General features: G+C 63.1%; 21 protein-coding genes and 1 tRNA gene. 7 read left to right on the top strand and 15 right to left on the bottom strand.

The genetic code is table 11. The annotated features are described in order from the left end of the window. Positions 1–6: 6 nt before the first annotated feature. A complete protein-coding gene (locus AC1DPX_RS33735) occupies positions 7–915 on the bottom strand; it encodes a helix-turn-helix domain-containing protein (RefSeq protein WP_477242244.1) in 909 nt (302 codons plus the stop codon). Positions 916–1,128: 213 nt separating this feature from the next. Between AC1DPX_RS33735 and melA (AC1DPX_RS33730) the strand changes: the two genes are divergently transcribed. From melA (AC1DPX_RS33730) to melA (AC1DPX_RS33705), 6 genes are all read left to right on the top strand, one after another. Continuing rightward, positions 1,129–2,595, top strand: a complete 1,467-nt coding sequence (gene melA / locus AC1DPX_RS33730) for an alpha-galactosidase (protein WP_477242242.1) — start codon at positions 1,129–1,131, stop codon at positions 2,593–2,595. Between the two features lie 102 nt (positions 2,596–2,697). Continuing rightward, positions 2,698–4,779: an ABC transporter substrate-binding protein gene (locus AC1DPX_RS33725; protein ID WP_477242240.1), complete on the top strand. Its 2,082-nt coding sequence runs from the start codon at positions 2,698–2,700 to the stop codon at positions 4,777–4,779. Between the two features lie 116 nt (positions 4,780–4,895). Next, positions 4,896–5,903, top strand: coding sequence for an ABC transporter permease (locus AC1DPX_RS33720; RefSeq protein ID WP_477242238.1), 1,008 nt, complete (start codon positions 4,896–4,898; stop codon positions 5,901–5,903). Beyond that, positions 5,904–7,043: an ABC transporter permease gene (locus tag AC1DPX_RS33715; RefSeq protein WP_202356159.1), complete on the top strand. Its 1,140-nt coding sequence runs from the start codon at positions 5,904–5,906 to the stop codon at positions 7,041–7,043. 10 nt (positions 7,044–7,053) lie between these two features. After that, positions 7,054–8,721 (top strand): ABC transporter ATP-binding protein, encoded by a 1,668-nt coding sequence (locus tag AC1DPX_RS33710; protein ID WP_477242236.1) that lies wholly within the window; start codon positions 7,054–7,056, stop codon positions 8,719–8,721. Positions 8,722–8,740: 19 nt separating this feature from the next. Next, positions 8,741–10,111: an alpha-galactosidase gene (gene melA, locus AC1DPX_RS33705; protein WP_477242234.1), complete on the top strand. Its 1,371-nt coding sequence runs from the start codon at positions 8,741–8,743 to the stop codon at positions 10,109–10,111. A 15-nt stretch (positions 10,112–10,126) separates the two neighbouring features. Here melA (AC1DPX_RS33705) and yacG read toward each other — a convergent pair whose 3' ends face one another. The 9 genes from yacG to AC1DPX_RS33660 form a co-directional block, all read right to left on the bottom strand. Continuing rightward, on the bottom strand, positions 10,127–10,324 hold the full coding sequence (gene yacG, locus AC1DPX_RS33700) for a DNA gyrase inhibitor YacG (RefSeq protein WP_140775268.1): 198 nt from the start codon (positions 10,322–10,324) through the stop codon (positions 10,127–10,129). Further along, the gene (locus AC1DPX_RS33695; protein ID WP_202356156.1) at positions 10,321–10,947 is read right to left on the bottom strand and encodes a Maf-like protein; all 627 of its coding nucleotides are present in this window, start codon (positions 10,945–10,947) and stop codon (positions 10,321–10,323) included. The genes yacG and AC1DPX_RS33695 overlap by 4 nt, the downstream gene beginning before the upstream one ends. A 22-nt stretch (positions 10,948–10,969) precedes the next feature. Next, positions 10,970–11,188: a translation initiation factor IF-1 gene (gene infA, locus AC1DPX_RS33690; RefSeq protein ID WP_006200926.1), complete on the bottom strand. Its 219-nt coding sequence runs from the start codon at positions 11,186–11,188 to the stop codon at positions 10,970–10,972. Between the two features lie 199 nt (positions 11,189–11,387). Further along, entirely contained in the window at positions 11,388–11,858 is a 471-nt protein-coding gene (locus AC1DPX_RS33685) for an arsenate-mycothiol transferase ArsC (RefSeq protein WP_477242321.1), read from the bottom strand. Continuing rightward, positions 11,846–12,331, bottom strand: a complete 486-nt coding sequence (locus AC1DPX_RS33680; protein ID WP_477242232.1) for a UPF0262 family protein — start codon at positions 12,329–12,331, stop codon at positions 11,846–11,848. The genes AC1DPX_RS33685 and AC1DPX_RS33680 overlap by 13 nt, the downstream gene beginning before the upstream one ends. 6 nt (positions 12,332–12,337) lie before the next feature. Next, positions 12,338–13,630, bottom strand: coding sequence for a histidinol dehydrogenase (gene hisD, locus AC1DPX_RS33675; protein ID WP_477242230.1), 1,293 nt, complete (start codon positions 13,628–13,630; stop codon positions 12,338–12,340). Positions 13,631–13,637: 7 nt separating this feature from the next. After that, the gene (locus AC1DPX_RS33670) at positions 13,638–14,069 is read right to left on the bottom strand and encodes a DUF2948 family protein (protein ID WP_019860404.1); all 432 of its coding nucleotides are present in this window, start codon (positions 14,067–14,069) and stop codon (positions 13,638–13,640) included. Between the two features lie 169 nt (positions 14,070–14,238). Next, on the bottom strand, positions 14,239–15,531 hold the full coding sequence (gene murA, locus AC1DPX_RS33665) for a UDP-N-acetylglucosamine 1-carboxyvinyltransferase (RefSeq protein ID WP_477242228.1): 1,293 nt from the start codon (positions 15,529–15,531) through the stop codon (positions 14,239–14,241). A gap of 128 nt (positions 15,532–15,659) precedes the next feature. Continuing rightward, on the bottom strand, positions 15,660–15,836 hold the full coding sequence (locus tag AC1DPX_RS33660; RefSeq protein ID WP_199650340.1) for a hypothetical protein: 177 nt from the start codon (positions 15,834–15,836) through the stop codon (positions 15,660–15,662). A gap of 162 nt (positions 15,837–15,998) precedes the next feature. Between AC1DPX_RS33660 and AC1DPX_RS33655 the strand changes: the two genes are divergently transcribed. After that, positions 15,999–16,073 (top strand) — tRNA-Thr (locus AC1DPX_RS33655). Between the two features lie 43 nt (positions 16,074–16,116). On the opposite strand, the gene AC1DPX_RS33650 is transcribed toward AC1DPX_RS33655, so the two are convergent. The 5 genes from AC1DPX_RS33650 to AC1DPX_RS33630 form a co-directional block, all read right to left on the bottom strand. Then, positions 16,117–16,869 carry a GGDEF domain-containing protein gene (locus AC1DPX_RS33650; RefSeq protein WP_477242226.1) on the bottom strand — a complete coding sequence of 251 codons (753 nt, stop codon included), beginning with the start codon at positions 16,867–16,869 and terminating at the stop codon, positions 16,117–16,119. A gap of 142 nt (positions 16,870–17,011) precedes the next feature. Beyond that, a complete protein-coding gene (locus AC1DPX_RS33645; RefSeq protein ID WP_477242224.1) occupies positions 17,012–17,734 on the bottom strand; it encodes a thermonuclease family protein in 723 nt (240 codons plus the stop codon). An 18-nt stretch (positions 17,735–17,752) separates the two neighbouring features. After that, positions 17,753–18,952, bottom strand: a complete 1,200-nt coding sequence (locus tag AC1DPX_RS33640; RefSeq protein ID WP_477242222.1) for a type 1 periplasmic-binding domain-containing protein — start codon at positions 18,950–18,952, stop codon at positions 17,753–17,755. A gap of 332 nt (positions 18,953–19,284) precedes the next feature. Then, positions 19,285–19,653: a hypothetical protein gene (locus AC1DPX_RS33635; protein ID WP_477242220.1), complete on the bottom strand. Its 369-nt coding sequence runs from the start codon at positions 19,651–19,653 to the stop codon at positions 19,285–19,287. 26 nt (positions 19,654–19,679) lie between these two features. Then, a partial coding sequence (locus AC1DPX_RS33630; RefSeq protein ID WP_477242218.1) for a beta strand repeat-containing protein occupies positions 19,680–23,199 on the bottom strand: 3,520 nt, incomplete at its 5' end.

Raw genomic sequence — 23,199 nt, 5'->3', positions numbered from 1 at the left:
GCGGCGTCAGGTCTCGTTATCAGACACCCTGACGCCGCCCCTGGGCGGGGTTCGCAGACTGGCATACATGCCGGTGGTGCGGAACTGGCTGGGCGTGGTGCCGTAGAGGCGGCGGAAGACCTTCGAAAAATAGTTCGCATCCTCGAAGCCGCACAGGATGGCGACTTCCTTCACCGGCAGGAAGTCCGCCTTGGTCAACAGCTTCGCCGCCCGCTGTAGGCGCTGCTGCAGCACGAACTCGGCGGGCGGCAGACCTTCGCTCTCGGCGAAGCAGCGCGAGAAATGGGCCCGGCTGAGGCCACTGATCTGGACGAGGTCCGCAACCGGCAGCGGCTTGTCGAGATTGGCGTTGATATGATCGATGACCGGCTGCATGGCGCTGAGTTTCTCGGCAAAGGCATGCGAGCCGAAGACATCGTCGTAGAGCGCCATCGCCGCCTCGTAGGCGATAGCGGACGCGGCACCCGGTGAGGCCGCCCCCTTGATGAGGCGCAGGCTGCAATCGGCAAGATGATCGATTGTCGCCGGCTGCAGCCGGAACACCGGACCGGAGATGCTGAGGATCGACTTGTGGATGCGCAGCGCCTCCTCGCCGTTCATCGAGATCCAGAAATATTCCCAGCGCTCGTCGCTCGCCAGCCAGTAGCGGTGGTTGTGCGGCACCAGCACCAGCAGCGTGTCATTCTCTTGCAGGCGGTAGTTGCGGTTCTCGTAGCGCAGCCGGCCGGTGCCGCTGATCGTGTGCTGGAGCACGGTGAACGGCGTCTGGCCGCGCCTGCGCCCGTCCCAGTCATAGATCTCGTCCTCGCGCACCTCGTAGCCGGTGCTTGTCGGCATGGCATGCAGGCGCTGCCGGCCGCGCGGCAGCGAGATCGTGCGCATCGACTGTCCGTTGGCGATCAAATCTCGTAGCACAAAATTACCCTTGAAAGCATAATCCTTCTCTGGTCGCGCTCGTGAATAAGGGCATACTCCCCCTCGAAAAGCGAGAGAGATCCGCAGGCGAGGAGCGGACAGGGAGGTTGGCAGGCCGGAATCCGGCTTGTCGTGCACACATGCCACGGCATGCGGCTGCAACCCATCCCTGTCATTCCCGACCTGTCATTGGAATAGGATGAGGTGCAGCTGATGAGTTTCAAAATCGCTATCATCGGCGCCGGCAGCGTCGGATTCACCAAGAAACTGTTCACCGACATCCTGTGCGTACCCGAATTCAGGGGTATCGAATTCGCGCTGACCGACCTCAGCGAGCACAATCTCGGGATGATCAAGGCTATCCTCGACAAGGTCGTCGAGGCGAACGGGTTGCCAACCCGGGTGACGGCGACAACCGATCGCCGCAAGGCGCTCGAAGGCGCGCGCTATATCATCAGCTGCGTGCGGGTCGGCGGCCTGGAGGCCTACGCCGACGACATCCGTATTCCGCTGAAATATGGCATCGACCAGTGCGTCGGCGATACGATCTGCGCCGGCGGCATCCTCTATGGCCAGCGCAACATCCCGGTGATCCTCGACTTCTGCAAGGACATACGCGAGGTCGCCGCGACGGGGGCCAAATTCCTCAACTACGCCAACCCTATGGCCATGAACACCTGGGCGGCGATCGAGTATGGCAAGGTCGACACGGTCGGCCTCTGCCACGGCGTCCAGCACGGCGCCGAGCAGATCGCCGAGGTGCTGGGTGCGAAGTCCAGGCACGAGCTCGATTATGTCTGTTCCGGCATCAACCACCAGACCTGGTTCATCGATCTGCGGCTGAACGGCCGCAAGATCGGCAAGGATGAACTGGTTGCAGCCTTCGAGGCGCATCCGGTCTATTCCCAGCAGGAAAAGCTGCGCATCGATGTCTTGAAGCGCTTCGGCGTCTATTCGACCGAGAGCAACGGTCATCTCTCCGAATATCTGCCCTGGTATCGCAAGCGGCCAGACGAGATCACCCGCTGGATCGATATGTCTGACTGGATCCATGGCGAGACCGGCGGCTATCTCCGCTACTCCACCGAAACCCGCAACTGGTTCGAGACGGAATATCCGCAATTCCTCGAAGCGGCGTCGAAACCGATCGATCCGGCCAATCGCTCCAACGAACATGCCAGTCATATTCTCGAGGCGCTGGAGACCAACCGCGTCTATCGCGGCCACTTCAACGTCAGGAACAATGGCGTGATCACCAATTTGCCGCAGGACGCCATCATCGAATCGCCCGGCTTTGTCGACCGTTTCGGCATCAACATGGCTGCCGGCATCACGCTGCCGGAAGCCTGCGCGGCCACCTGCATGGCCTCGATCAACGTCCAGCGCATGTCGGTCCATGCCGCGGTATCGGGCGACATCGATCTCTTGAAACTGGCCGTGCTGCATGACCCGCTGGTCGGTGCGGTGTCGACGCCGGAGGAAGTCTGGCAGATGGTGGACGAAATGGTCGTCGCCCAGGCTCAATGGCTGCCGCAATATGCGCATGCGGTTCCGGCCGCCAGGGAGCGGCTGTCGAAATCCGCGGTCAAGACCCGCGAATGGGCGGGCGCCGCACGGCGAAACGTGCGTTCGATCGAGGAATTGCGCGCCGAGAAAGCCGCGCTCAAACAGGCCGGTTGAAAAGCCCCGGTGCGGCGGATCCACGGGAGGCAGGTCCACCGCAGTCAGCATTCCGCGCAGAAGACGAGCAGCAGAAAACGTCTGAACATGAGGGAGGAGATTATGAGAAACCTACGCAGCATTGGCATTGCCGCCGGACTGGCGCTGAGCGTCTCCGTTCCGGCACTCAACGCTTGCGCTTCAGAGCCGACAGTCCCGCCGGTGCCGGCGACCTTTCCGGCCGAGGGCAAGATCAAATACGTGGCGCGTGACTCCATCCTGGAGTTCAAGGCCCTGCCCGAATATCACGAGCCGGATTGGGTGACTGAAAAATACGTCAAGACCGGCAAGCTGCCGCCGGTGAAGGACAGGTTGCCGAAGGAGCCGCTGGTCTTCAAGACGGCCAACATGCCTGACGGTGTCGGCGTCTATGGCGACACCATGCGCCATGTCATCGGCGGCCGTCCCGAGGGCTGGAATTATGGCGCCGGCCAGACGCAAGGCTGGGGCGGCATCGATATCGGCCTCTCCGAATGCCTGACGCGCACGGCGCCGCTGTTCCAGGTCGAGGCCAAGGACACCGAGCCGCTGCCGAACCTCGCCAAAAGCTGGGACTGGTCGAAGGACGGTCACAAGCTGACCATGCATCTTGTCGAAGGCGCAAAATGGTCCGATGGCGTGGCCTTCAACGCCGACGACGTCATGTTCTACTGGGATGACGAGGTGGTCGACCCGAACGTCTCGCCGCTCAATGGCGCCACACCGGAAACCTTCGGCGTCGGCACGACGCTGAAGAAGATCGACGACTACACCGTCGAGTGGACCTTCAAGGACGCCTTCCCGAAACAGTATCTCTACGCCATGGCCTACGGCACGTTCTGCCCCGGCCCGGCGCACATATTGAAACCGCAGCATCCCAAATACTCGAAGAACACCTACGACCAGTTCAAGAACGCCTTCCCGCCGGAATATATGAACATGCCGGTGATGGGCGCCTGGGTACCGGTCGAATATCGGCCGGACGACATCATCGTGATGCGCCGCAATCCCTACTATTGGAAGGTCGACGAGAAGGGCAATCAGCTGCCTTACCTCAACGAGCTGCAGTACAAGCTGTCGACCTGGGCCGACCGCGACGTCCAGGCGGTTGCCGGCTCCGGTGACTTCTCCAACCTCGAGCAGCCGGAAAACTTCGTCGCCTCGCTGAAGCGCGCCGCTGAAGCGAACGCACCGGCACGGCTCGCCTTCGGTCCACGCCTCATCGGCTACAATCTGCGCATGAATTTCTCCGCCAATGGCTGGGGCAATCCGGACGAGCGCAGCCAGGCCGTCCGCGAACTGAACCGCAACGAGGATTTCCGCAAGGCCGTCACCATGGCGCTGGACCGCAAGGCGCTGGGCGACTCCCTGGTCAAGGGGCCGTTCACCGCCATCTATCCCGGCGGTTTCTCCTCGGGCACCAGCTTCTATGACCGCAAGTCGACCGTCTACTATCCGTTCGACCTCGCGGGCGCCAAGGCTGAACTCGCAAAGGCCGGCCTCAAGGATACCGACGGCGACGGTTTCGTGAACTTCCCGGCCGGCACCGCCGGCGGCAAGAACGTCGAGATCGTCATGCTGGTCAACAACGACTACGGCACCGACAAGAGCCTTGCCGAAGGCGTCGTCGCCCAGATGGAGAAGCTCGGGCTTCGGGTCGTGCTCAACGGCCTCAACGGCACCCAGCGCGATGCCTCGCAATATTCGGGCCGCTTCGACTGGCTGATCCGGCGCAACGACCAGGAACTGACCTCGGTCGTGCAGAACACCGAGCAGCTCGCGCCCGTCGGCCCGAAGACCAGCTGGAACCACCGCGCGCCTGAAAGCGGCGAGGTCGACCTGATGCCTTTCGAAAAGGACCTGGTCGATATCGTCAACAAGTTCGTCGCGTCGGAGGACAACGACAAACGCGCCAGCCTGATGAAGGAGTTCCAGAAGATCTCGACCGAACATGTCTACAATGTCGGCCTGACGGAATATCCCGGCGCACTGATCGTCAACAAGCGCTTCTCGAACATTCCGCAGGGCACGCCGATCTTCATGTTCAACTGGGCCGAGGATTCGATCGTGCGCGAACGGGTCTTCGTCGCGGCTGACAAGCAGGCGAAATACGAATTGTTCCCGCAAGAGCTTCCCGGCAAACCCGGAGACAAGGGCCCGATGTAAGTTTACCTCCCCTGACCAAGAGAGACCCGGCCGCGCCGCTGGCGCGGCCGGGACAGACCAACCCTCCGAACGACCCTCAACGGGAGCGTCCGGCGAAATGAGGAAGCCGACCGTCCATGCTGCGATTCTTGGCTATGCGCATAGCGTCGGCGATACCGGTCCTCGCGATCCTGAGCCTCGTCACCTTCGCCATCATCCAGGCGCCACCTRGTGACTACGCCGACTACATCCGCTCGCAGCTGATCAACCAGGGCGGCGCCTCCTTCGCCGAGGCCGATGCGCAGGCCCAGGCCTATCGTGTCGAACACGGCCTCGATAAGCCGCTGCCCGTCCAGTATCTCAACTGGATCGGCGGCATCGTTACCCGCGGCGATTTCGGCTACAGCCTCTATTACAACAAGCCGGTGGCCGATGTGGTCGGCGAGCGCTTGCCGCGGACGCTGCTCCTGGCGCTGGTCTGCCATTTGCTCGCTTCGGTGCTGGGCATCACCTTCGGCATATGGGCGGCGACAAGGCAGTACACCTGGATCGACTCGACACTGTCGGCCATCTCCTTCCTCGGCATGACCGTGCCGCGTTTCCTGATGGCGCTGATCATCGTCTATCTGCTGGTCTTCCAGTTCAACGTCTCGGAAATCGGCTCGTTCTTCTCGCCGCAATATGGCGGTGCGCCATGGTCGTGGGCGAAGTTCGCCGACCTCGTCAAGCATGTCTGGCCGGTGGTGGCGATCGCCACTTTCGGCGGGCTCGCCTACAATATGCGCGTCATGCGCGGCAATCTGCTGGATACGCTCAACGCGCAATATGTCGAGACCGCGAGAGCCAAGGGCCTGACCGGCAGCGCCGTCGTCATGCGTCACGCCGTGCCAAATGCGCTGCATCCGCTCGTCATGTACCAAGGCGTGGTGCTGCCTTACATGCTCACCGGCGAGATCGAGACGGCGATCATCTTCGCGCTGCCGACCGTCGGCCCGGCGGTTGTCGGCTCGATGGCGGTCGGCGATGTCTATGTCACCGCAACCTTCATGATGGTGCTGGCGGCGACACTGATCGTCGGCAACATCATCGCCGACATGCTGCTCGTCCTGCTCGACCCGCGCATCCGCCAATACGGAGAGAGCTAGATGCTGGCCCGCGATCCGTCACCCCCACCGCTGCCGGCCGACACACCCATCGTCGCCAAACCGGCGCGCGGCAATGAGAGCTATCTCGCGCTCGTCTGGCGCCGGCTGAAGCGCTCCTGGACCGGAATGGCCGGGCTTTGGCTCGTCGTGCTGCTCCTGGTCATGGCCGTGTTCGCCGAATTCCTGGCGCCGATGGACCCGAAGGCGACCGATGTCGGCTTCGCCCCGCCGCAGCTGCCTTCCTTCCACGACAAGGACGGCAACTTCACCGCTCGGCCGCGGGTCTATGCATTGGCCGATTCGGCCGACCTCGATCCGGTCACCTTCCAGCCCGTCGTCGGCCCCGACTACGACCATCCGAGGCTGCTTGGCTTCTTTGTCGAGGGCGCGCCCTACAAGCTCTTCGGGCTGATCCCGGCGGACCGGCATTTCTTCGCCTCGACGGACGGCCAGCCGGTGCATTTCCTGGGCACCGACAAGTTCGGCCGTGATGTGCTGTCGCGCGCCATCCACGGCTCGCGCGTCTCCCTGATGATCGCGCTGACCGTCGTCTTCATCATAACCGTCATTGGCACCACCGTCGGCATGGTTTCCGGCTATTTCGGCGGCCGGTTCGACGTCTGGATGCAGCGTTTCGTCGAACTGGTGCTCGCCTTCCCGCAGCTGCCGCTCTATCTGGCGCTCACGACGCTGATCCCGGTCACCGCGCCGACCAACGTCTTCCTCGCCTTTGTCATCATCGTCATGTCGGCCCTGGGCTGGGCGCAGATGTCGCGCGAGGTGCGCGGCAAGACGCTGGCGCTGGCGCGCATCGAGTATGTGCGCGCCGCCATGGCGGTCGGCGCCACCGACCGGCGCATCATCCTGCAGCACATCTTGCCCAACGTGATGAGCCACGTGATCGTCGCCGTCACCTTGGCCATCCCGACGGTGGTGCTGCTCGAATGCTTCCTCGGCTTCCTCGGCTTTGCGGTCAAGCCGCCGCTGATTTCGTGGGGCCTGATGCTGCAGGATACCGCGACCTATTCCGTCATCGGCACCTATCCCTGGATCCTGTCGCCGGTCGGTTTCGTGCTCGCCACCGTCTTTGCTTTCAACGCGTTGGGCGACGGGCTGCGCGACGCCGTCGATCCGTATTGAGGTGGCCGGGATGACCGTCGTACTCGCCCAGCCCTTTGCGCCCGTCGTTCGTCATGACCATGACGGGCGCCAGGACCAGCCGATCATCGATGCCCGCAACATCGAGGTCGCCTTCAAGGTCGAACATGGCGTCGTCGACGCCGTCAAGGATGTCTCATTCCAGCTCTATCGCGGCGAGACGATCGCCATCGTCGGCGAGTCCGGTTCAGGCAAGTCGGTGACCGCGCGCGCCGTCATGGGACTGCTGTCGCGGCGCGCCACCGTGTCGCCGAGATCGAGCATCTGTTACGACGGCCAGAACATCCTGAAATTCCCCGAGAGCGAACGTCGCAAGCTGCGCGGCAACCGCATCTCGATGATCTTCCAGGAGCCGATGAGTTCGCTCAACCCGATCTATACGGTCGGCAGCCAGATCGTCGAGGCGATCCGGGTGCACCGCAAGGTGGGCCGCAGGCAAGCCTGGGCGCGCGCGCTCGAATTGCTGCGGCACGTCCAGATCCCCGAGCCGGAAGCGCGGCTCAAGCAATATCCGCACCAGCTTTCGGGCGGACAGCGCCAGCGCGTGATGATCGCCATGGCGCTGGCCAACAATCCTGACGTGTTGATCGCCGACGAGCCGACCACCGCGCTCGACGTCACGGTCCAGGCGCAGATCCTCAACCTGATCCGCAATCTGCAGAAAGAGTTGCGGATGGCGGTGATCCTGATCACCCACGATCTCACCGTGGTGCGCAAATTCTCCGACTACGTCTATGTCATGCAGCACGGCGCAATGTGCGAGCACAACGTCACCGAGCGGCTGTTTGCAAACCCGCAGCATCCGTACACGCAGCGCTTGCTCGCCTCGGAGCCGCGCGGGCGTCCGCAACCGCTTCCTGGGGGCAGCGGCGCCATTCTCGAGGCGAATGACGTGCGCGTCTGTTTCATGCTGCGCCACGGCAGTTTCCTGAAGCCGGACTGGCGCGAACTGGTCGCCGTCGACGATCTCGGCCTCAGGCTTTGCCGCCACGAGACGCTGGGGCTGGTCGGCGAGTCCGGTTCCGGCAAGACCACCTTCGGTCTCGCCCTGCTCAAGCTGGCCGACGCCAAGCGCGGCGAAATCCGTTTCGACGGTCAGCCGATCCACGGCCTGTCGCGCAACGAGATGCGGCCGTTTCGCTCGCGCATGCAGATCGTCTTCCAGGATCCGTTCTCTTCGCTCAACCCGCGCATGACGATTGGCCAGATCATCGAGGAAGGGCTGATCGTCAACAGCATCGGCGCGACGCGGGCCGAGCGGGTCGACCGGGTGCGCGAGGCGCTGATCAGCGCCGGCATGCCGGGCGATATCCTGTCGCGCTTTCCCCATGAGTTCTCCGGCGGCCAGCGTCAGCGCGTCGCGATCGCCCGCGCCATCGCGCTCGAGCCCGAATTCATCCTGCTCGACGAGCCGACATCCGCACTCGACCTCTCCGTCCAGGCGCAGATCATCGACTTGCTACGCAAGCTGCAGGACGAGCGCGGCCTCAGCTACCTCTTTATCTCGCACGATCTCAAGGTGGTGCGCGCGCTGTGCCATCGCGTCATCGTCATGCAGCACGGCAAGATCGTCGAGCAGGGACCCGTCGACGAGGTCCTCACCAATCCCAAGACCGCCTACACCGAACGGCTCGTCCGAGCCGCTTTCGAAGTGGCTTGAACATATGCCGGAGGTTAACGTGGCAAGACAACCCAGGATCACTTTCATCGGCGCCGGCTCGACCGTGTTCATGAAGAACATCGTCGGCGACGTGCTGCAGCGGCCGGCACTCTCCGGCGCGACGATCGCGCTGATGGACATCAACCCGCAGCGGCTGGAAGAGAGCGCCATCGTCGTCAACAAGTTGATCGCGACGCTCGGCGTCAAGGCCAAGGCCGAGACCTATTCCGACCAGCGCAAGGCACTTGCCGGGGCCGATTTCGTCGTCGTCGCCTTCCAGATCGGCGGCTACGAGCCCTGCACCGTCACCGATTTCGAAGTACCGAAGAAATATGGCCTGCGCCAGACGATCGCCGACACGCTCGGCGTCGGCGGCATCATGCGCGGCCTGAGGACCGTGCCGCATCTGTGGAAGATCTGCGAGGACATGCTCGCCGTCTGCCCCGAAGCGATCATGCTGCAATACGTCAATCCGATGGCGATCAACACCTGGGCGATTTCGGAGAAATACCCCGAAATCAAGCAGGTCGGGCTCTGTCACTCGGTGCAGGGCACGGCGATGGAACTCGCTCACGACCTCTCCCTGCCTTATGACGAGATCCGCTACCGGTCGGCCGGCATCAACCACATGGCCTTCTACCTGAAATTCGAGCACCGCCAGCCCGACGGCTCCTACCGCGACCTCTATCCGGATCTCGTGCGCGCCTATCGCGAAGGCCGCGCGCCCAAGCCGGGCTGGAATCCGCGCTGCCCCAACAAGGTGCGCTACGAGATGCTGACCAGGCTCGGCTATTTCGTCACCGAGAGCTCGGAGCATTTCGCCGAATACACGCCCTATTTCATCAAGGAGGGCCGCCCCGATCTGATCGAAAAATACGGCATCCCGCTCGACGAATACCCCAAGCGCTGCATCGAGCAGATCGAACGCTGGAAAGACCAGGCGCAGGCCTACCGCTCGGCCCAGCGCATCGAGGTCGAGGAGTCCAGGGAGTATGCCTCTTCGATCATGAATTCGGTCTGGACCGGCGAGCCGTCGGTGATCTACGGCAATGTCCGCAACAATGGCTGCATCACCTCGCTGCCCCGCGACTGCGCTGCCGAAGTGCCCTGCCTGGTCGATGCCTCCGGCATCCAGCCGACCTATATAGGCGACCTGCCGCCGCAATTGACGGCGCTGATCCGCACCAACATCAATGTCCAGGAACTGACGGTGCGGGCGCTGATGAGCGAGAACCGCGAGCACATCTACCATGCGGCAATGATGGATCCGCACACGGCGGCCGAACTCGACCTCGACCAGATCTGGTCACTGGTCGATGATCTCCTGGCCGCTCACGGCGACTGGCTGCCGGCCTGGGCGCGCGTGAGCCGCAAGACCGAGGCCGCCTGACGGGCGATCTCAGTCTTACTTGGGCTCGTCGGCGTCGGGTTCTTCCTCGTCGTCGCGGGCCTTGATGACGTAGGCGCCCTTCAGCCAGCGGTTGAGGTCGATGTCCTTGCAGCGCGTCGAGCAGAACGGAAACGTGTCGCGCGCCGACGGTTTGCCGCATTCGGGGCAGGGGCGCTTTGGGCGCAGCGGCGTGACTTTGGAGTCGGAATTCATGGCCGTGCGGTCAGCCAATTCTGATGGATCTTGAAGCCTTCGCCCGACAGCAACGCCACCGTCTCATAGAGCGGCAGGCCGACAATGTTGGTGTAGGAGCCGACGAGCTTGACGACGAACGAGCCGGCGAGGCCCTGGACGGCATAGCCGCCGGCCTTGCCGCGCCATTCGCCCGAGGCGACATAGGCTTCGATTTCTTCGCGCGGCAGCCGCTTGAAACGCACCCGCGTCTCGACCAGCCGCTGGCGCAGCTTGCCGCCCGGCGTGATCAGGCAGATGCCGGAATAGACCCGGTGCGAGCGGCCGGACAGCAGCCCGAGGCAGTTGGCGGCATCGTCAAGCGTCTCGGCTTTGGGCAGGATGCGCCGGCCGACCGCGACCACCGTGTCGGCGGCCAGCACGAAGCCTGGCGCATAATCCGTCTCGGTCTTCAGCGACGCGAACGCCTTCTCGGCCTTTTCCTTCGACAGCCGCTTGGCCAGCGAGCGCGGATGCTCGGCACGCAGCGGCGTTTCGTCGATATCGGCCGGCAGGATGCGGTCCGGCTCGATGCCGGCCTGCTGCAACAGTTCGATGCGGCGCGGCGAACCCGAGGCAAGCACCAGCTTCTGCAAAATGCTCATCGCGGACCAGTCGGGCTCGATCTTACTTGAAGCGGTAGGTGATGCGGCCCTTGGTCAGGTCGTATGGCGTCATCTCGACCAGAACCTTGTCGCCGGTCAGCACGCGGATGCGGTTCTTGCGCATGCGGCCGGCCGTATGGGCGATGATCTCGTGTTCGTTTTCGAGCTTCACCCGGAACATCGCGTTCGGCAACAATTCCGTCACGACACCCGGAAACTCGAGGACTTCTTCCTTCGGCATTCGATACCTTTGCTTGGATGGCAGTTCCAGCGCTTAGAGCATGATGCCGAAAAGTGTGGAGCGGCTTTCGGACGACATCATGCTCTACTTCTTGGTTTAGAGCCGGATTCAGATTTCAGGTCGAACAGACCTGAAATCATCCGACTCTAGCCGGAATTTCGGCGGAACCTATATGATAATCGTCCGCTTGTGAACACGCTTAATCCGTCGCGTTTTCTGCTTCTGAAGCCAAAAAACGACGGCTTATGCGCGCCTTCAGCCGCTCGCGCACGTCGCGGTAGGCCGCCATGATCTGCTCGCGCGTGCCGGCGGCATTGGTCGGGTCCTGTGTCGGCCAGTATTCGACCTCGACGGCGAGCGAGCGGGTGAGCTCCAGCGCGGCATGATGCGCCTCCGGCGCCAGCGTGACGATCAGGTCGAAATAGTCGTCCTCGAGGTCGTCCAGCGTCCTGGGGTGACGCTCGCCCAGCGACAGGCCCTCCTCCGCCAGCACGGCATCGACGAAGGGGTCCCGCTCGCCGGCGCGCACGCCGGCCGAGGCGACGAAAATGGTGGCCGGCAGCATCCGGCGCGCCAGCTGCTCGGCCATCGGCGAGCGCACGGCATTCATGCCGCACACGAACAGGATCGAGCGGGGCAGGGCGCCGGGTACCAGGGCTAGCCCCGCCAGTGCAGCACGCAGACCAGCGTGAACAGCCGGCGCGCCGTGTCGAAGTCGATGTCGATCTTGCCGGAGAGCCGGTCCATCAGCGTCTGCGAACCTTCATTGTGCAAACCGCGCCGGCCCATGTCTATGGCCTCGATATGGCTTGGCGTCGAGGACCGGATGGCGTCGTAATAGCTCTCGCAGATCATGTAGTAATCCTTGACGATGCGCCTGAGCGGCGTCAGCGACAGGATGTGGGTGACCACCGCGGTGCCGTCCTCGCGCGTCACGGCGAAGACCAGACGCTGCTCGGCCAGCGACAGTTTCAGCCGGTAGGGACCGGCGCCGGCGTCGTTGACGGGCTGAAAGCTGTTCTCCTCGATCAAATCGAAGATCGCCACCGCCCGCTCATGCTCGACATCGGGCGTCGAACGGCCGATCGATTCATCGAGTTCGACATCGATCAGTTTTGCGCGGGTTTGATCGGAGCCCGTCATCCCGGCCTACATGTTCAGCCGGATAGCGACGGAGCGGCCATGTGCGTCGAGCCCTTCCGCCTTGGCGAGCGCGATCGCCGCCGGCGCCAGCAGGCGCAATTGCTCCGGCCCGAGTTTCAGGATCGAGGTGCGCTTGACGAAATCGAGCACCGACAGTCCCGACGAGAAGCGTGCCGAGCGTGCCGTCGGCAACACGTGGTTGGAGCCGCCGACATAGTCGCCGATGGCCTCCGGCGTGTGGCGGCCGAGAAAGACGGCGCCGGCATTGCGCATCCGCGACAGGAAACCTTCGGCATCGTCGATGGCCAGTTCGACATGTTCGGCGGCGATGCGGTCGACCAGCGGCAGCGCCGCCTCGATGGTCGCAACCTCGATCACCGCGCCGAAATCGCGCCAGCTGGCCGCGGCCGTCTCGCCGCGCGGCAGGCTCGGCAATTGCCGTTCGACCGCCTGTTCGACCGCCTGGCCGAAGGCCGGATCGTCGGTGATCAGGATCGATTGCGCCGACACGTCGTGTTCGGCCTGGGCGAGCAGATCGGCTGCGATCCAGTCCGCATTGTTGCTGCCGTCGGCCACGACAAGCACTTCCGAGGGGCCGGCGATCATGTCGATGCCGACCGTGCCGAACACCTGGCGCTTGGCCGCCGCGACATAGGCATTGCCCGGTCCGACGATCTTGGCAACCGGCCTTATGGTCTCGGTGCCATAGGCAAGGGCGGCGATCGCGTGCGCGCCGCCGACGCGGTAGATTTCGGTCACGCCTGATATGTCGGCCGCCACCAGCACCAGCGGATTGATGATGCCGCCCGGTGCCGGCACGACCATGACGACGCGCTCGACGCCGGCCACCTTGGCCGGCACGGCGTTCATCAGCACCGAGCTTGGATAGCTCGCCGTGCCGCCCGGCACGTAGAGCCCGACGGCTCCAATCGCCGTCCAGCGCCAGCCGAGCTCGACGCCGGCGGCATCCGTGTAGCGATCGTCCTTCGGCCGCTGCCGCTCGTGATGGGAGCGGATACGATCGCGCGCGAATTCCAGCGCTTCGATCGCCTTTGGGTCGGCCGTCTCGTAGGCGGCTGCAATGTCCTGCTTCGACACGGCAATGCCGAGGCTGGTCAGATCGGCCCGGTCGAACCGCTGCGTGTAGTCGATCAGCGCCGCGTCACCTTCGGCGCGCACACGCGCGATGATCTGGCGGACCGCTGCGTCGACGTCCTCGGACACTTCCCGCTTGGTTGTCAGGAAAGCGGCAAAGCGCTGCTCGAAATCGGCGTCGGACTGGCGAAGCGTGATGGCCATGGGACGCTCAAGCCTTGTGGATGGGTCGCGACGTGGCTTCCCACGCGCCGCCTATGTCGGCAAGGCGGGCCTCGATGCATTCGACATCGAGCATGATGGTGCCGCCGCCCGAAAAGATCAGTTCGACGATTCCGGCAGGCTTGCTGATCTCGATGAAGCTGATCGCCAGCAGGGACAGCACCTCGGCCGGTTTGTCGCGGGCAATGCCGTTGGTCTTGGCGCCCAGCACCCGGTCGAAATGCAGCACGGCCTGGCGCCGCTCATTGTGCTGGCGAAACAGGCCCGACTTCGCCTCCCAGACGAAACGGTTCATGGTCAGCACGAAACGCTTGGCCGCAGGCAGGAATTCGAGGTCCGACACCTTCATCACGGCATCCTGGACATGGGCCGAAACGATGCTCAGATCCTGGTCGTCGAGCGCGATAAGCTTGAGGGCCATGCGGAATTTGTACCTAAGGTTGGTTTCAGCCCTCTGTTAGGCGGTCTTTCCCGCCGGTGCAACCGGGACACGACTTGCGCCCGAGGCAATTGCCTCGGGTTTGCGGTGCCGGCAAGGCAATGAAGGTCGTACGGGCCAGTTTCCGTCCGAAGCTGCCGCCGTTCGATCGTCAGGCGGAAATCCGTTCGATCACCGCGCCGCAGTTGGACAGTTTTTCTTCCAGCCGCTCGAAGCCGCGGTCGAGATGATAGACGCGGTTGACCGTGGTCTCGCCTTCGGCGGCGAGGCCGGCGATGACCAGTGAGACGGAAGCGCGAAGATCGGTGGCCATGACCGGCGCGCCTTTCAGCTTCGCCACGCCGTCGACGATCGCCGTCTGGCCCGAAAGCGTGATGTGGGCGCCGAGCCGGGCCAGTTCCTGGACGTGCATGAAGCGGTTCTCGAAGATCGTCTCGGTGATGCGCGATTTGCCCTTGGCCATGGTCATCAGGCCCATGAACTGCGCCTGCAGATCGGTCGGGAAGGCCGGGAAGGGCGCTGTCGTCACGTCGACCGGCGAAATGCCGGCGCCGTTGCGCTTCACGCGGATACCGGAATTGGTCTGGGTGATCTCGGCGCCCGTCTGCGAAATCACGTCGAGCGCGGTCTGCAGCAGCTCCGGCCGCGCGCCTTCGAGCACGACATCGCCGCCGGTCATGGCGACGGCCATGGCATAGGTGCCGGTCTCGATGCGGTCGGGGATGACGCGCACGCGCGCGCCCGACAGCGATTCGACGCCGTCGATGGTGATGGTCGGGGTGCCGGCGCCGGAAATTTTCGCGCCCATGGCGTTGAGACATTCGGCGAGGTTAACGATTTCGGGCTCGCAGGCGGCGTTTTCCAGCACCGTTTCGCCCTTGGCCAGCGAGGCGGCCATCATCAGCACATGGGTGGCACCGACCGAGACCTTGGGGAACACATAGCGGTTGCCGATCAGGCGGCCATTCTTGGTCTTGGCGATGACATAGCCGGTGTCGACGTCGAGATCGGCGCCCAGCGCCTGCAGGCCCTCGAGGAAGAGGTCGACCGGGCGCGTGCCGATGGCGCAACCGCCGGGCAGCGACACCTTGGCCTCGCCCATGCGGGCCAGCAGCGGCCCGATCACCCAGAACGAAGCGCGCATCTTCGACACCAGCTCGTAAGGCGCCGTCGTGTCGACGATGTTGCGGGCGGAGAAGTTGATGGTGCGCGAATAGCCCTCATTCTGCTTCTCGCGGCGGCCGTTGACCGAATAGTCGACGCCGTGATTGCCGAGGATGCGGATCAACTGCTCGACATCGGCCAGATGCGGCACGTTTTCCAGCGTCAGCGTGTCGTCGGTCAACAGCGAGGCGATCATCAGCGGCAAGGCGGCGTTTTTCGCGCCCGAAATCGGAATGCTTCCGGAGAGCTTGTTGCCCCCGACAATTCTGATGCGATCCATTGGAGAACGTCCCTCTCGGCCAAAAAGGCCGGTTCAATCGTTTGAGTATCGGCCCGTCTAGACCATCGGCCGGCTTGGTTCAAGAAATAGGATTTCCAAGCATCCGGGCCAAGAGTGGCTGATTTGAGTTAATCTTTCCGTATTTCCTTGGCTGAACCGAGCCCGTCCGGCCTCTGGTCGGCCTCACCCGTGCGGCGCGAGCGCGACTGCGCCTTGCGTTTCTGCAGATTGGCGCGCAACTGCTCGGCGAGCCGGTCCTTGCGGTCCGTACCGCCTTTTTTCGGTGAAATCGTCTTGTCGCTCATCGTCCTATCCCGGCCGGCGACCGGCCAAACCTGCCGTTCAGGGATAGCCAACATTGTGGCGCCGCCATGTCATGGAAAGCTATCCGGCAAAGCCTTTCACAGAAGCGTTGTTCTTGGCCTTGCGCTTGCCGGTTCGATATGGCAGAAGCCCCGCCATCAGCGGCTGCGGTAGCTCAGTGGTAGAGCACTCCCTTGGTAAGGGAGAGGTCGAGAGTTCAATCCTCTCTCGCAGCACCAGTTTCCCCGGTTCCCCGAACTGGCCTGCTTTGGCGCCCGGCTGTCAGCTGTGGAGATGCGTCAGTTCGAAGCCGGCTTCGTCCTGCGCGTCGGACAGGTGTCCTTCGGCGGAGCGGAACATGTCCGAGAATTCCATCTCGTTCTCCAGCATCACGCCGCCGACCTTGATGGTGAGGACATCCTCGGTTCCCTTTGGTGCGAAATAGACTTGCGCGATACGCGTGCGGATGCGCTCGCCGATCTCCTTGGCCTCCGCTTCGGTCGCGCCCGAGAGGAAAACCCCGAACATCGAGGCCCCGATGCGCCCGATCAGGTCCTCCTCGCGCACCGACGACTGTATGGTCGAGACGATGAGCCGCAAGGCCTCGTCGCCCCATTCAAGGCCAAAGCGCATGTTGATGGACCGAAGGTGTTCCGGATGAATGACCAGGAAGGCGCCGGAGCGTGGTCCTTGCCCCGATCGCCTGGCTGCCCGTCGTTCAACCATCGACGTGAAAACCGGACCGTTCAGGCAGCCCGTCAGCCCGTCATACGTCCCGGACCTGTTGAGTTCCTGCTGGTAGCGGCGGATTTCGACCCGATTCCAGCCGATCAGCGCGAAAAGCGGCAGGCCGATGATCACCGGCAGCAGCCCAGCGGTGATCATGCTGCGCGCGAACGGCGTCAGCGCGTCGCTGAATAGGAGCAGGTAGTTGAGGCCAAGGGAGAGGCCGAGGCTCCCGGCGGTTCCCAGCAATGTCAGCCGCGCCACGTGCTTCCAGGGCCGGGCAGTGGTGGTCGCCATTGGTCTGATCATGGGCCAATCTCCTGTCAGATTGGCTGGTATAAGGCCTGCCTGCCGTAATTTCGGTTTCGCCGAACCGTACAATTTGATGAAAAAAGGCCGAATGGCGTCTTCACCAGGCGCGACTTCGGCAACCGGGACAGTTCCTTCCAGCCTATCGCGGTGGCCCGAAGACACCCATCCCGGCACTCCTGGCAATTGCTTCCGCCTTGCCATAGATGCCGCCTGGCAGCGCCATTGCCCAGCCATTGGCGACGAGCCAGGCGCCGACATCCTGCTTGCCCAGCCGGCACGGTGCGGCGATGGCGAAGCGCTCGACATCCGGCGGCAGAAAACAGTTCAGCGCGCGCCCCCGCAGCCAGGCATTGAAGGCCGCGCGAGCCCGCTGGCCGCAGGGCCAGGCCTCGTCGCGAAACGAACAGGTCTGGTCCACGTCGATGTCCTGAGTCCCGCTGATGACCACCTTCCATCCCATCGATTCGAAAGTCGCCGACGACGTTGCAATCGGACGGTAGAGCAGGGTTTCGCGCCAGTCTTTCGGCATGGGTGTCCTGGGGCGCACGGCGAGGCCGAGTTCTCCGAGCGGCGGCCGGGCCCCGACCCGCTCGATTTCCGATGCATCGATCGGCGGCGGGGCGATTAGGCTCTCGGCAATCCGCCGTGCCGGTCCCTGCGATTTTCCGTCGGGAATGGCCGCGTCCGCCTGATTTGCTTGCTTGTCGGCAATTTCCTGGGACGGCGCAGGGACGGGCCTGTCGAGAGAAAGCAAGGCCCTGGCCTGCATGATCAGGACAATTCCGACCACGAGCTCGAGGCCCCCGATCACGGTCACCAGGCGGGCGTGCCAGCCCATCAGGCCAGCGCGGCGTTCGGGCAAGGTCCCGCCGGCAGCCGGTCAGAAACCCGACGTCGATTTGGCAACCAGTTTGAGCGCACCCTTTTGAATCCGATAGAATGGCATCGACCTTTGGCTGGAGCCGTCAGCGCGAAAACGGAACAAACCTGTCGATCCGCGAAACCCGTTCGGGTTTTCGAGCACCTGTTTGCTGAAGCCATCAGGTCCGACCGCGCTGGCAATCCCTGCCGTCAGGGCAACCATATCATAGGCATAGGCCACATTGACGTCGGCCGGGTAGTTGTATGCCGTCCTGAAGCGGTCGGCGATCGGTCCGGTTTCGCTTGGATCGAGCGTGGCGATGTATGCTCCCTCGAACAGCGGGTCCATGGGGTGCTCCAGCCATCGGTCCGTTCCGACGACTGAGATTGCCTTTCCTGGAATGCCCTTTGATTTGAGGGCGGCAAGCACAGGCGCGGGGCTGTCATCGCCGCTGGCAACGATGACCGCGTCGGGAGTGTCCACGAGTGAGCCCATCTGGTCGACAGCCTTGGCGCCACCGTCGCCGGCCGAGTACGGCACAGTGACCGCGAGCGTCGCGCCATAGATGCTGAGGCCGTTCGCCACCCGTTTCTCCACGGCGCTGGCGTTCGAGCCTTCCGCGACAAGCAATACGAACTTCTTGCTGCCCTTCGCCGCGAGCCCCGCGGCACCCGCTGCGGCGCTGTCGGCTTCGCTGAGGCGCACGGCGTAAACCCCGGCGCTGCCCGCGAAATTGTCGGCAAGCGCCAGAACCGGCGGCCGCTTCGATCCCGACAGCGTGGCAATATGCTGGGCCGCCGCCAGTTCGGTCGGGCCGATGACGACTTTGGATCCAGTCGTTATGGCCTGCACCGCCAGTTTGCCGGCCTGTGCGCTGTCGCCTTTCGTGTCCTCTACCGTCAGCGTCAGCAATCCATTACCGATATCGGTCATCGCCAGCTTGGCGCCGTCGAACATCTTCCTGCCGTTTTCCCCCGACGTCCCGGGAGCGGACAAGGGCAGCAACATCGTGATTTTGGTCGAACCGGTGCCGAGCGACTGGCTCGCCTGGGCCGGACCGGCACCAGCGGCGCCAGTCTGGCCGGCGGGCGCGGCAATCGCGGCCGGATCGAGCACCTCGGACACGCCGCCTTTCGACTGGCAGCCCGACAATGTCATGGCGAGCGCCAGGGCGATTGCCCATGTCTGCGGACGGCGGCCCTGTCGGCCAGCTTCCATGATCGCTCCACCCCCGTCTGCCGCCGGGTATTTCCCGGTCTGGTCTTCAAGTCATGTTACGGCGGACTTGCCGTGCCGTCTTGTTGTTTAATTTAGCCGTCGAAAAGCCGGGCTCTCAGCGCCATGATCCGTCTGGCCTGCCCGGCGCTGCGATAGTCGGCGCATTTCTTCTATCGTAGCCCGGGCACGAAGATGCGGCGCACGCAAACGGCAAAGGCCCAGCCGGCTTGCGTGGCAAACAGACCAAGGCTGAGCAAGGCGATCGTTCCGGCGATCGCCCGCAAAACTGATCTGTCTGATATCCTGATGGCCAACAGGCGCGGCCCATCCGGTCAGTGCATGTACTCGACCATGCGATCGTGGAAACACTCACATTTGTTGAGCGTGTCTTCGTCCTTGTAGTTCGTCTTCAGATAGCCATAGGCCATGCCGCAGGCGACCTTGGCTTCCGAGGCCCAGACGAAGGCCGGCCGGGAAGAATTGATCCATTCCGGGCTGTTGGCGACGGCGACGGACTCGTCCATCAGCTTGACCACCTGCTGCTTGAGATCGACGATGTTGTCGTTCAGCACCAGGTTGGACGTGCCGACGACCCGGCAATAGTCGCCCGTTGGGCCTTCGATGATGTCGGCGGCTTCAAGCCCCGTCGCAACAATCGACAGCAGCCCGGCCCCAAAGGCCACTCGCAAAATTCTGTTCATGTTCCTGACCCCGTTCCTTTCGCCCCTTAGGCCACGTCCGTCTTGGTGCCGTGGCTGTCATCGTAAAGTATTTTCACCGCCTCGGCGGCGCTGTGGAATACGTAGTTCTCCAGCACGGCAACCGTATGGAAGTTGTCGCCGCCGCCATTCGTGTCGACCTTGACTTCGGCATTCGCCGCATTGGTTGACGACTGTGCAATCTCGACATAACCGCCGGCTTCAAGATTGGTTACACCAGCCAGTCCCTTGAGCAGAGAGGTAAGGTCGATCTTGTCGCCGTCGTGGAAGTCCGCGATCAGATCGGCGACTTCGAGCGAGCCGACGGTGAAGGTCTTAGTACCGTCGGAGGCGACGGACGGCTGCGCCTGCGCGGCGAGCGATGTGTCGAGTTCGACCTCGACATAGTTGCCGGTCGTTCCGTCGGCCATGTGGAAGGTTCCATTGCCGGTCACGGCCTGGCCGTCGATCTCGCCTGAAGCCGGGCTGGGCGTGGTGCTTATGGAGACAACATCATTGGCCGCGAGACCGGACAATTCCCCGGCGTCGCTGATGCCGTTGGCATTGGCGTCCTTCCAGATCAGCAGGCTGCTAAACGCCGCATCATTGTGGTCGATGACACCGTCATGGTTGCTGTCGAGCGACGCCAGTGCAGCCGCGCCATTGGCGAAGTTGCCGCCGGCAAAGTTCTGCGTGAACAGTTCTTTGCCGTCGTCGATCTTGCCGTCATGATTGAGATCCATCGCCAGCATGCCGTCATTCGAGGTGTTCCAGGCGACCTGGTCCTTATGCCCATCGCCGTTGATGTCGAACTGAACGCCGTGACTGAGGTCGGAGAAGGTGAAGCCGTCATGGTTCAAGTCTAGGATGATCGGATCGGTAGCGCTGTTGTAGACGACGATGTCCGCCGCTGTGATTGCGGTAATGCCTGCCAGGGTGGTGATGTTGTCGAAGGTCGCGACCTGGGTGCGGCCGGCGGTGGTGCTCCAGTCCGCGTCGAACCAGAGTTCGCCGCGATTGGTGGTCGAGTCGAAGACGAGCGCGTAGGCGTTTGTGGCCACCGCGACCGTCGCGGCCAGGATTTGCGCTGACGACTGCGCACCGCTGATTTGAACGACATGCGCCGAATCGCCTGCTGTCATAGCGGAGATCGAGGTGCGGACCGAGAAGTCGCCGGCATTGAGGGCAGCGCCGGCGGACGTTCCTGTCGTGTTGGCGAAATTGACGCTGCCGCTGCCCGTTGCGCCGGTGTCGAGAAGCCCGATCTTGTCGGTACCGTCCGTATAGTCCTTGACGATGTCCGTTCCGGTGTTGGTCGCCATTCGGAACTGGTCCGCGCCCACGCCACCGGTCACGGTGTCGTTGCCGGCGCCGGCATTGATGATGTCGGCGCCCGAGCCGCCGGTGATCGTATCGGCGCCTGACGATCCCAGAATCTTGAACCCTTCGGCCTGGTTGGCAAGATTGAGCGTCACGGCCGACATCAGCTGTATCGTCTCGATGCCGGTGATCTGGCCGTCGCCCGTGCTCGTGAAATTGGCGCCGATCTGCAATGTGTCGGTGCCCGATCCACCACTCAGCAACGTATCGTTCTGGGCGCCGACGAGGGTGTCATTGCCGGTATTGCCGACCAGCGAGTCCGCGGACGCGCCACCGGCGATCACCGTGTTGACGCCGGCCGTTCCGTTGAGGGTGTGGTCGCCGTCGATGGTGACGCCGATTGTGCCGCTTGCCGTGTCGCCGTCGTGATCGGTGACGGTAACGGCAAAATTCAGATTGTTGCTCCCGGTGTTCGTCGCGGTCGTCGTATCGGCAAGCGTAACTTTGCCGGCGGCCCCTTCCGAATAGATCTCGATGTAGTCGATGAACTTCGTTCCAGCGACCGGCGGAATGATCACCGATGGGCCGGAAGTGAAGTTACCGCTGCTGGTTGTTCCGTCTGTATAATGAACGACATAGTCGATAGTTGTCGTCTTGGTGAAGGTCAGCGTCGCCGACGTCACGTTCGCCGTCGTTGTCGTTGCGCTGAAGGGGCCAACTCCGTCATAGTCGGTCGGCGCACCGAAATCAAAACGGATGATATCGCCGGCATTGAAATTGCCGCTGTCGACGCCAAATCCAACCGAACTTCCGTTGATAGTATGGAGCGAAATGCCCGCGGTTGCACTGCCGGGCGCGGCGGCCAGCCAGTTGGCCAGATTGAATCCGGCATCGCCGTGCCAGCCGCTGATAACGGATAGATCTGTGCCGGTTCCGCCGGCGCCGGATGTCAGCAGTACGGATCCCACCGGTCCGCCGGGATCCGTAACAGATCCCCCGACACTCACGGTGGAGAGAGCGTCGAGAGCCTTCAATTCCGTATAGGTGTAGGTACCGTGAACGGCGTCGACCGTGAGCGTGAGAACGTTGTTCAGCGTATGGTCGGCGCCCGTATACGCAACCAGGGTCTCCGGATGAGCCGGATCGACATAGTAGTGGACAGCGTTTCCGCCCACCGTCAGGCCCGCTGGATCCAGGTTCGACAGGAGGCTCGCCGTCACCGGATGATCGGCGCCGCCGTCCACCGGCATTTGACCGGTAATCGTGACGTTTGCTTCGTTGGCCACCACGCCATGGTCGATGGCCCCGAGGGTGGGAACGTCGTCATTGATCGTCATGGTCAAGGCTTTGGTCGCGGTCGTTCCGTCGCTGTCGGTAAGGGTGACGGTGACGATGCCGCTGTCCGTCGTAGCCCCGACATCGTGCTGGTAAGCGGCTGTCTGGGTGAAGGAATAGACTCCGGTGAACTCGTTGAGTGTCAACACCCAAGAGGCGCTGGTGAGTGTCAGGATCGTCTGGCCCAGGCCGTTGGTCGAAAGCGATTGGATTGCGGATCCGAGACCGCCGTCATAGCTGTAGGAGAACGGCGTTGTCGCATTCGGCCCGTCGCCGCCATAGTTGAAGCTCATCGAGCCATTTTGGTTCTGGGCGACAAACCCATCGGTGTTTGAATCGACGATGTTGTCATCGCCTGCGACGTCGCTCGTTATTGTAGCCGCCGCCACCAGTGAAGGTGTGCTGTTGATGACGGTGATCGTCAGCGTCGCGACCGAAGTATCGCCGTCACCGTCCTTGAGCGTGTAGGAGAACACGTCCGTACCCGATGAATTCGCGTTCGCCGTGTAGGTATAGCCGCCGTTAGCGCCGAGGGTAAGGGTGCCGAGCGCGGTGCTGATTGCGGTTCCGACGCCCGTTCCGTTGATGACCGGGGTGCCGTTGGTTCCGGCTACCACGCCGGAGATCGAGGCGCCATCGGCGCCAAGCGTATCCGCGCCCGAATTCGTGGTGCCGACCGCCGTGATCACGTTGCCGGCCGCGACAGCGGAGACGGTTGTGTCGGTATCGGCATGGGCTGTCGGGACGTCGTCCTTGATGTCGATGGAGATGGTCGAGGTGTTGGTGTTACCGAGGCTGTCGGTGACGGTATAGGTGAAGACGTCCTTGCCGGCCTCGATGTTGGTGCTGTTGTTGGCGTCGGGCGTGGTGTCGAAGTGGTGTCGAAGGGCTTGG

The organism is Mesorhizobium sp. 01N446 (assembly GCF_056399285.1).
Note: the sequence above shows the minus strand (reverse complement) of the source record. Positions and strands in the feature narration are given on the sequence as shown.

Excerpts from the sequence above, each read along its gene's own strand:
- AC1DPX_RS33710 (WP_477242236.1), top strand. The coding sequence starts at position 7,054 with ATGACCGTCGTACTCGCCCAGCCCTTTGCGCCCGTCGTTCGTCATGAC.
- AC1DPX_RS33640 (WP_477242222.1), bottom strand. The coding sequence starts at position 18,952 with ATGGAAGCTGGCCGACAGGGCCGCCGTCCGCAGACATGGGCAATCGCC.
- hisD (WP_477242230.1), bottom strand. The coding sequence starts at position 13,630 with ATGGCCATCACGCTTCGCCAGTCCGACGCCGATTTCGAGCAGCGCTTT.
- AC1DPX_RS33670 (WP_019860404.1), bottom strand. The coding sequence starts at position 14,069 with ATGGCCCTCAAGCTTATCGCGCTCGACGACCAGGATCTGAGCATCGTT.
- AC1DPX_RS33715 (WP_202356159.1), top strand. The coding sequence starts at position 5,904 with ATGCTGGCCCGCGATCCGTCACCCCCACCGCTGCCGGCCGACACACCC.
- melA (WP_477242242.1), top strand. The coding sequence starts at position 1,129 with ATGAGTTTCAAAATCGCTATCATCGGCGCCGGCAGCGTCGGATTCACC.
- AC1DPX_RS33635 (WP_477242220.1), bottom strand. The coding sequence starts at position 19,653 with ATGAACAGAATTTTGCGAGTGGCCTTTGGGGCCGGGCTGCTGTCGATT.
- yacG (WP_140775268.1), bottom strand. The coding sequence starts at position 10,324 with ATGAATTCCGACTCCAAAGTCACGCCGCTGCGCCCAAAGCGCCCCTGC.
- AC1DPX_RS33650 (WP_477242226.1), bottom strand. The coding sequence starts at position 16,869 with ATGATCAGACCAATGGCGACCACCACTGCCCGGCCCTGGAAGCACGTG.
- infA (WP_006200926.1), bottom strand. The coding sequence starts at position 11,188 with ATGCCGAAGGAAGAAGTCCTCGAGTTTCCGGGTGTCGTGACGGAATTG.
- AC1DPX_RS33680 (WP_477242232.1), bottom strand. The coding sequence starts at position 12,331 with ATGACGGGCTCCGATCAAACCCGCGCAAAACTGATCGATGTCGAACTC.
- AC1DPX_RS33695 (WP_202356156.1), bottom strand. The coding sequence starts at position 10,947 with ATGAGCATTTTGCAGAAGCTGGTGCTTGCCTCGGGTTCGCCGCGCCGC.
- AC1DPX_RS33725 (WP_477242240.1), top strand. The coding sequence starts at position 2,698 with ATGAGAAACCTACGCAGCATTGGCATTGCCGCCGGACTGGCGCTGAGC.
- murA (WP_477242228.1), bottom strand. The coding sequence starts at position 15,531 with ATGGATCGCATCAGAATTGTCGGGGGCAACAAGCTCTCCGGAAGCATT.
- AC1DPX_RS33660 (WP_199650340.1), bottom strand. The coding sequence starts at position 15,836 with ATGAGCGACAAGACGATTTCACCGAAAAAAGGCGGTACGGACCGCAAG.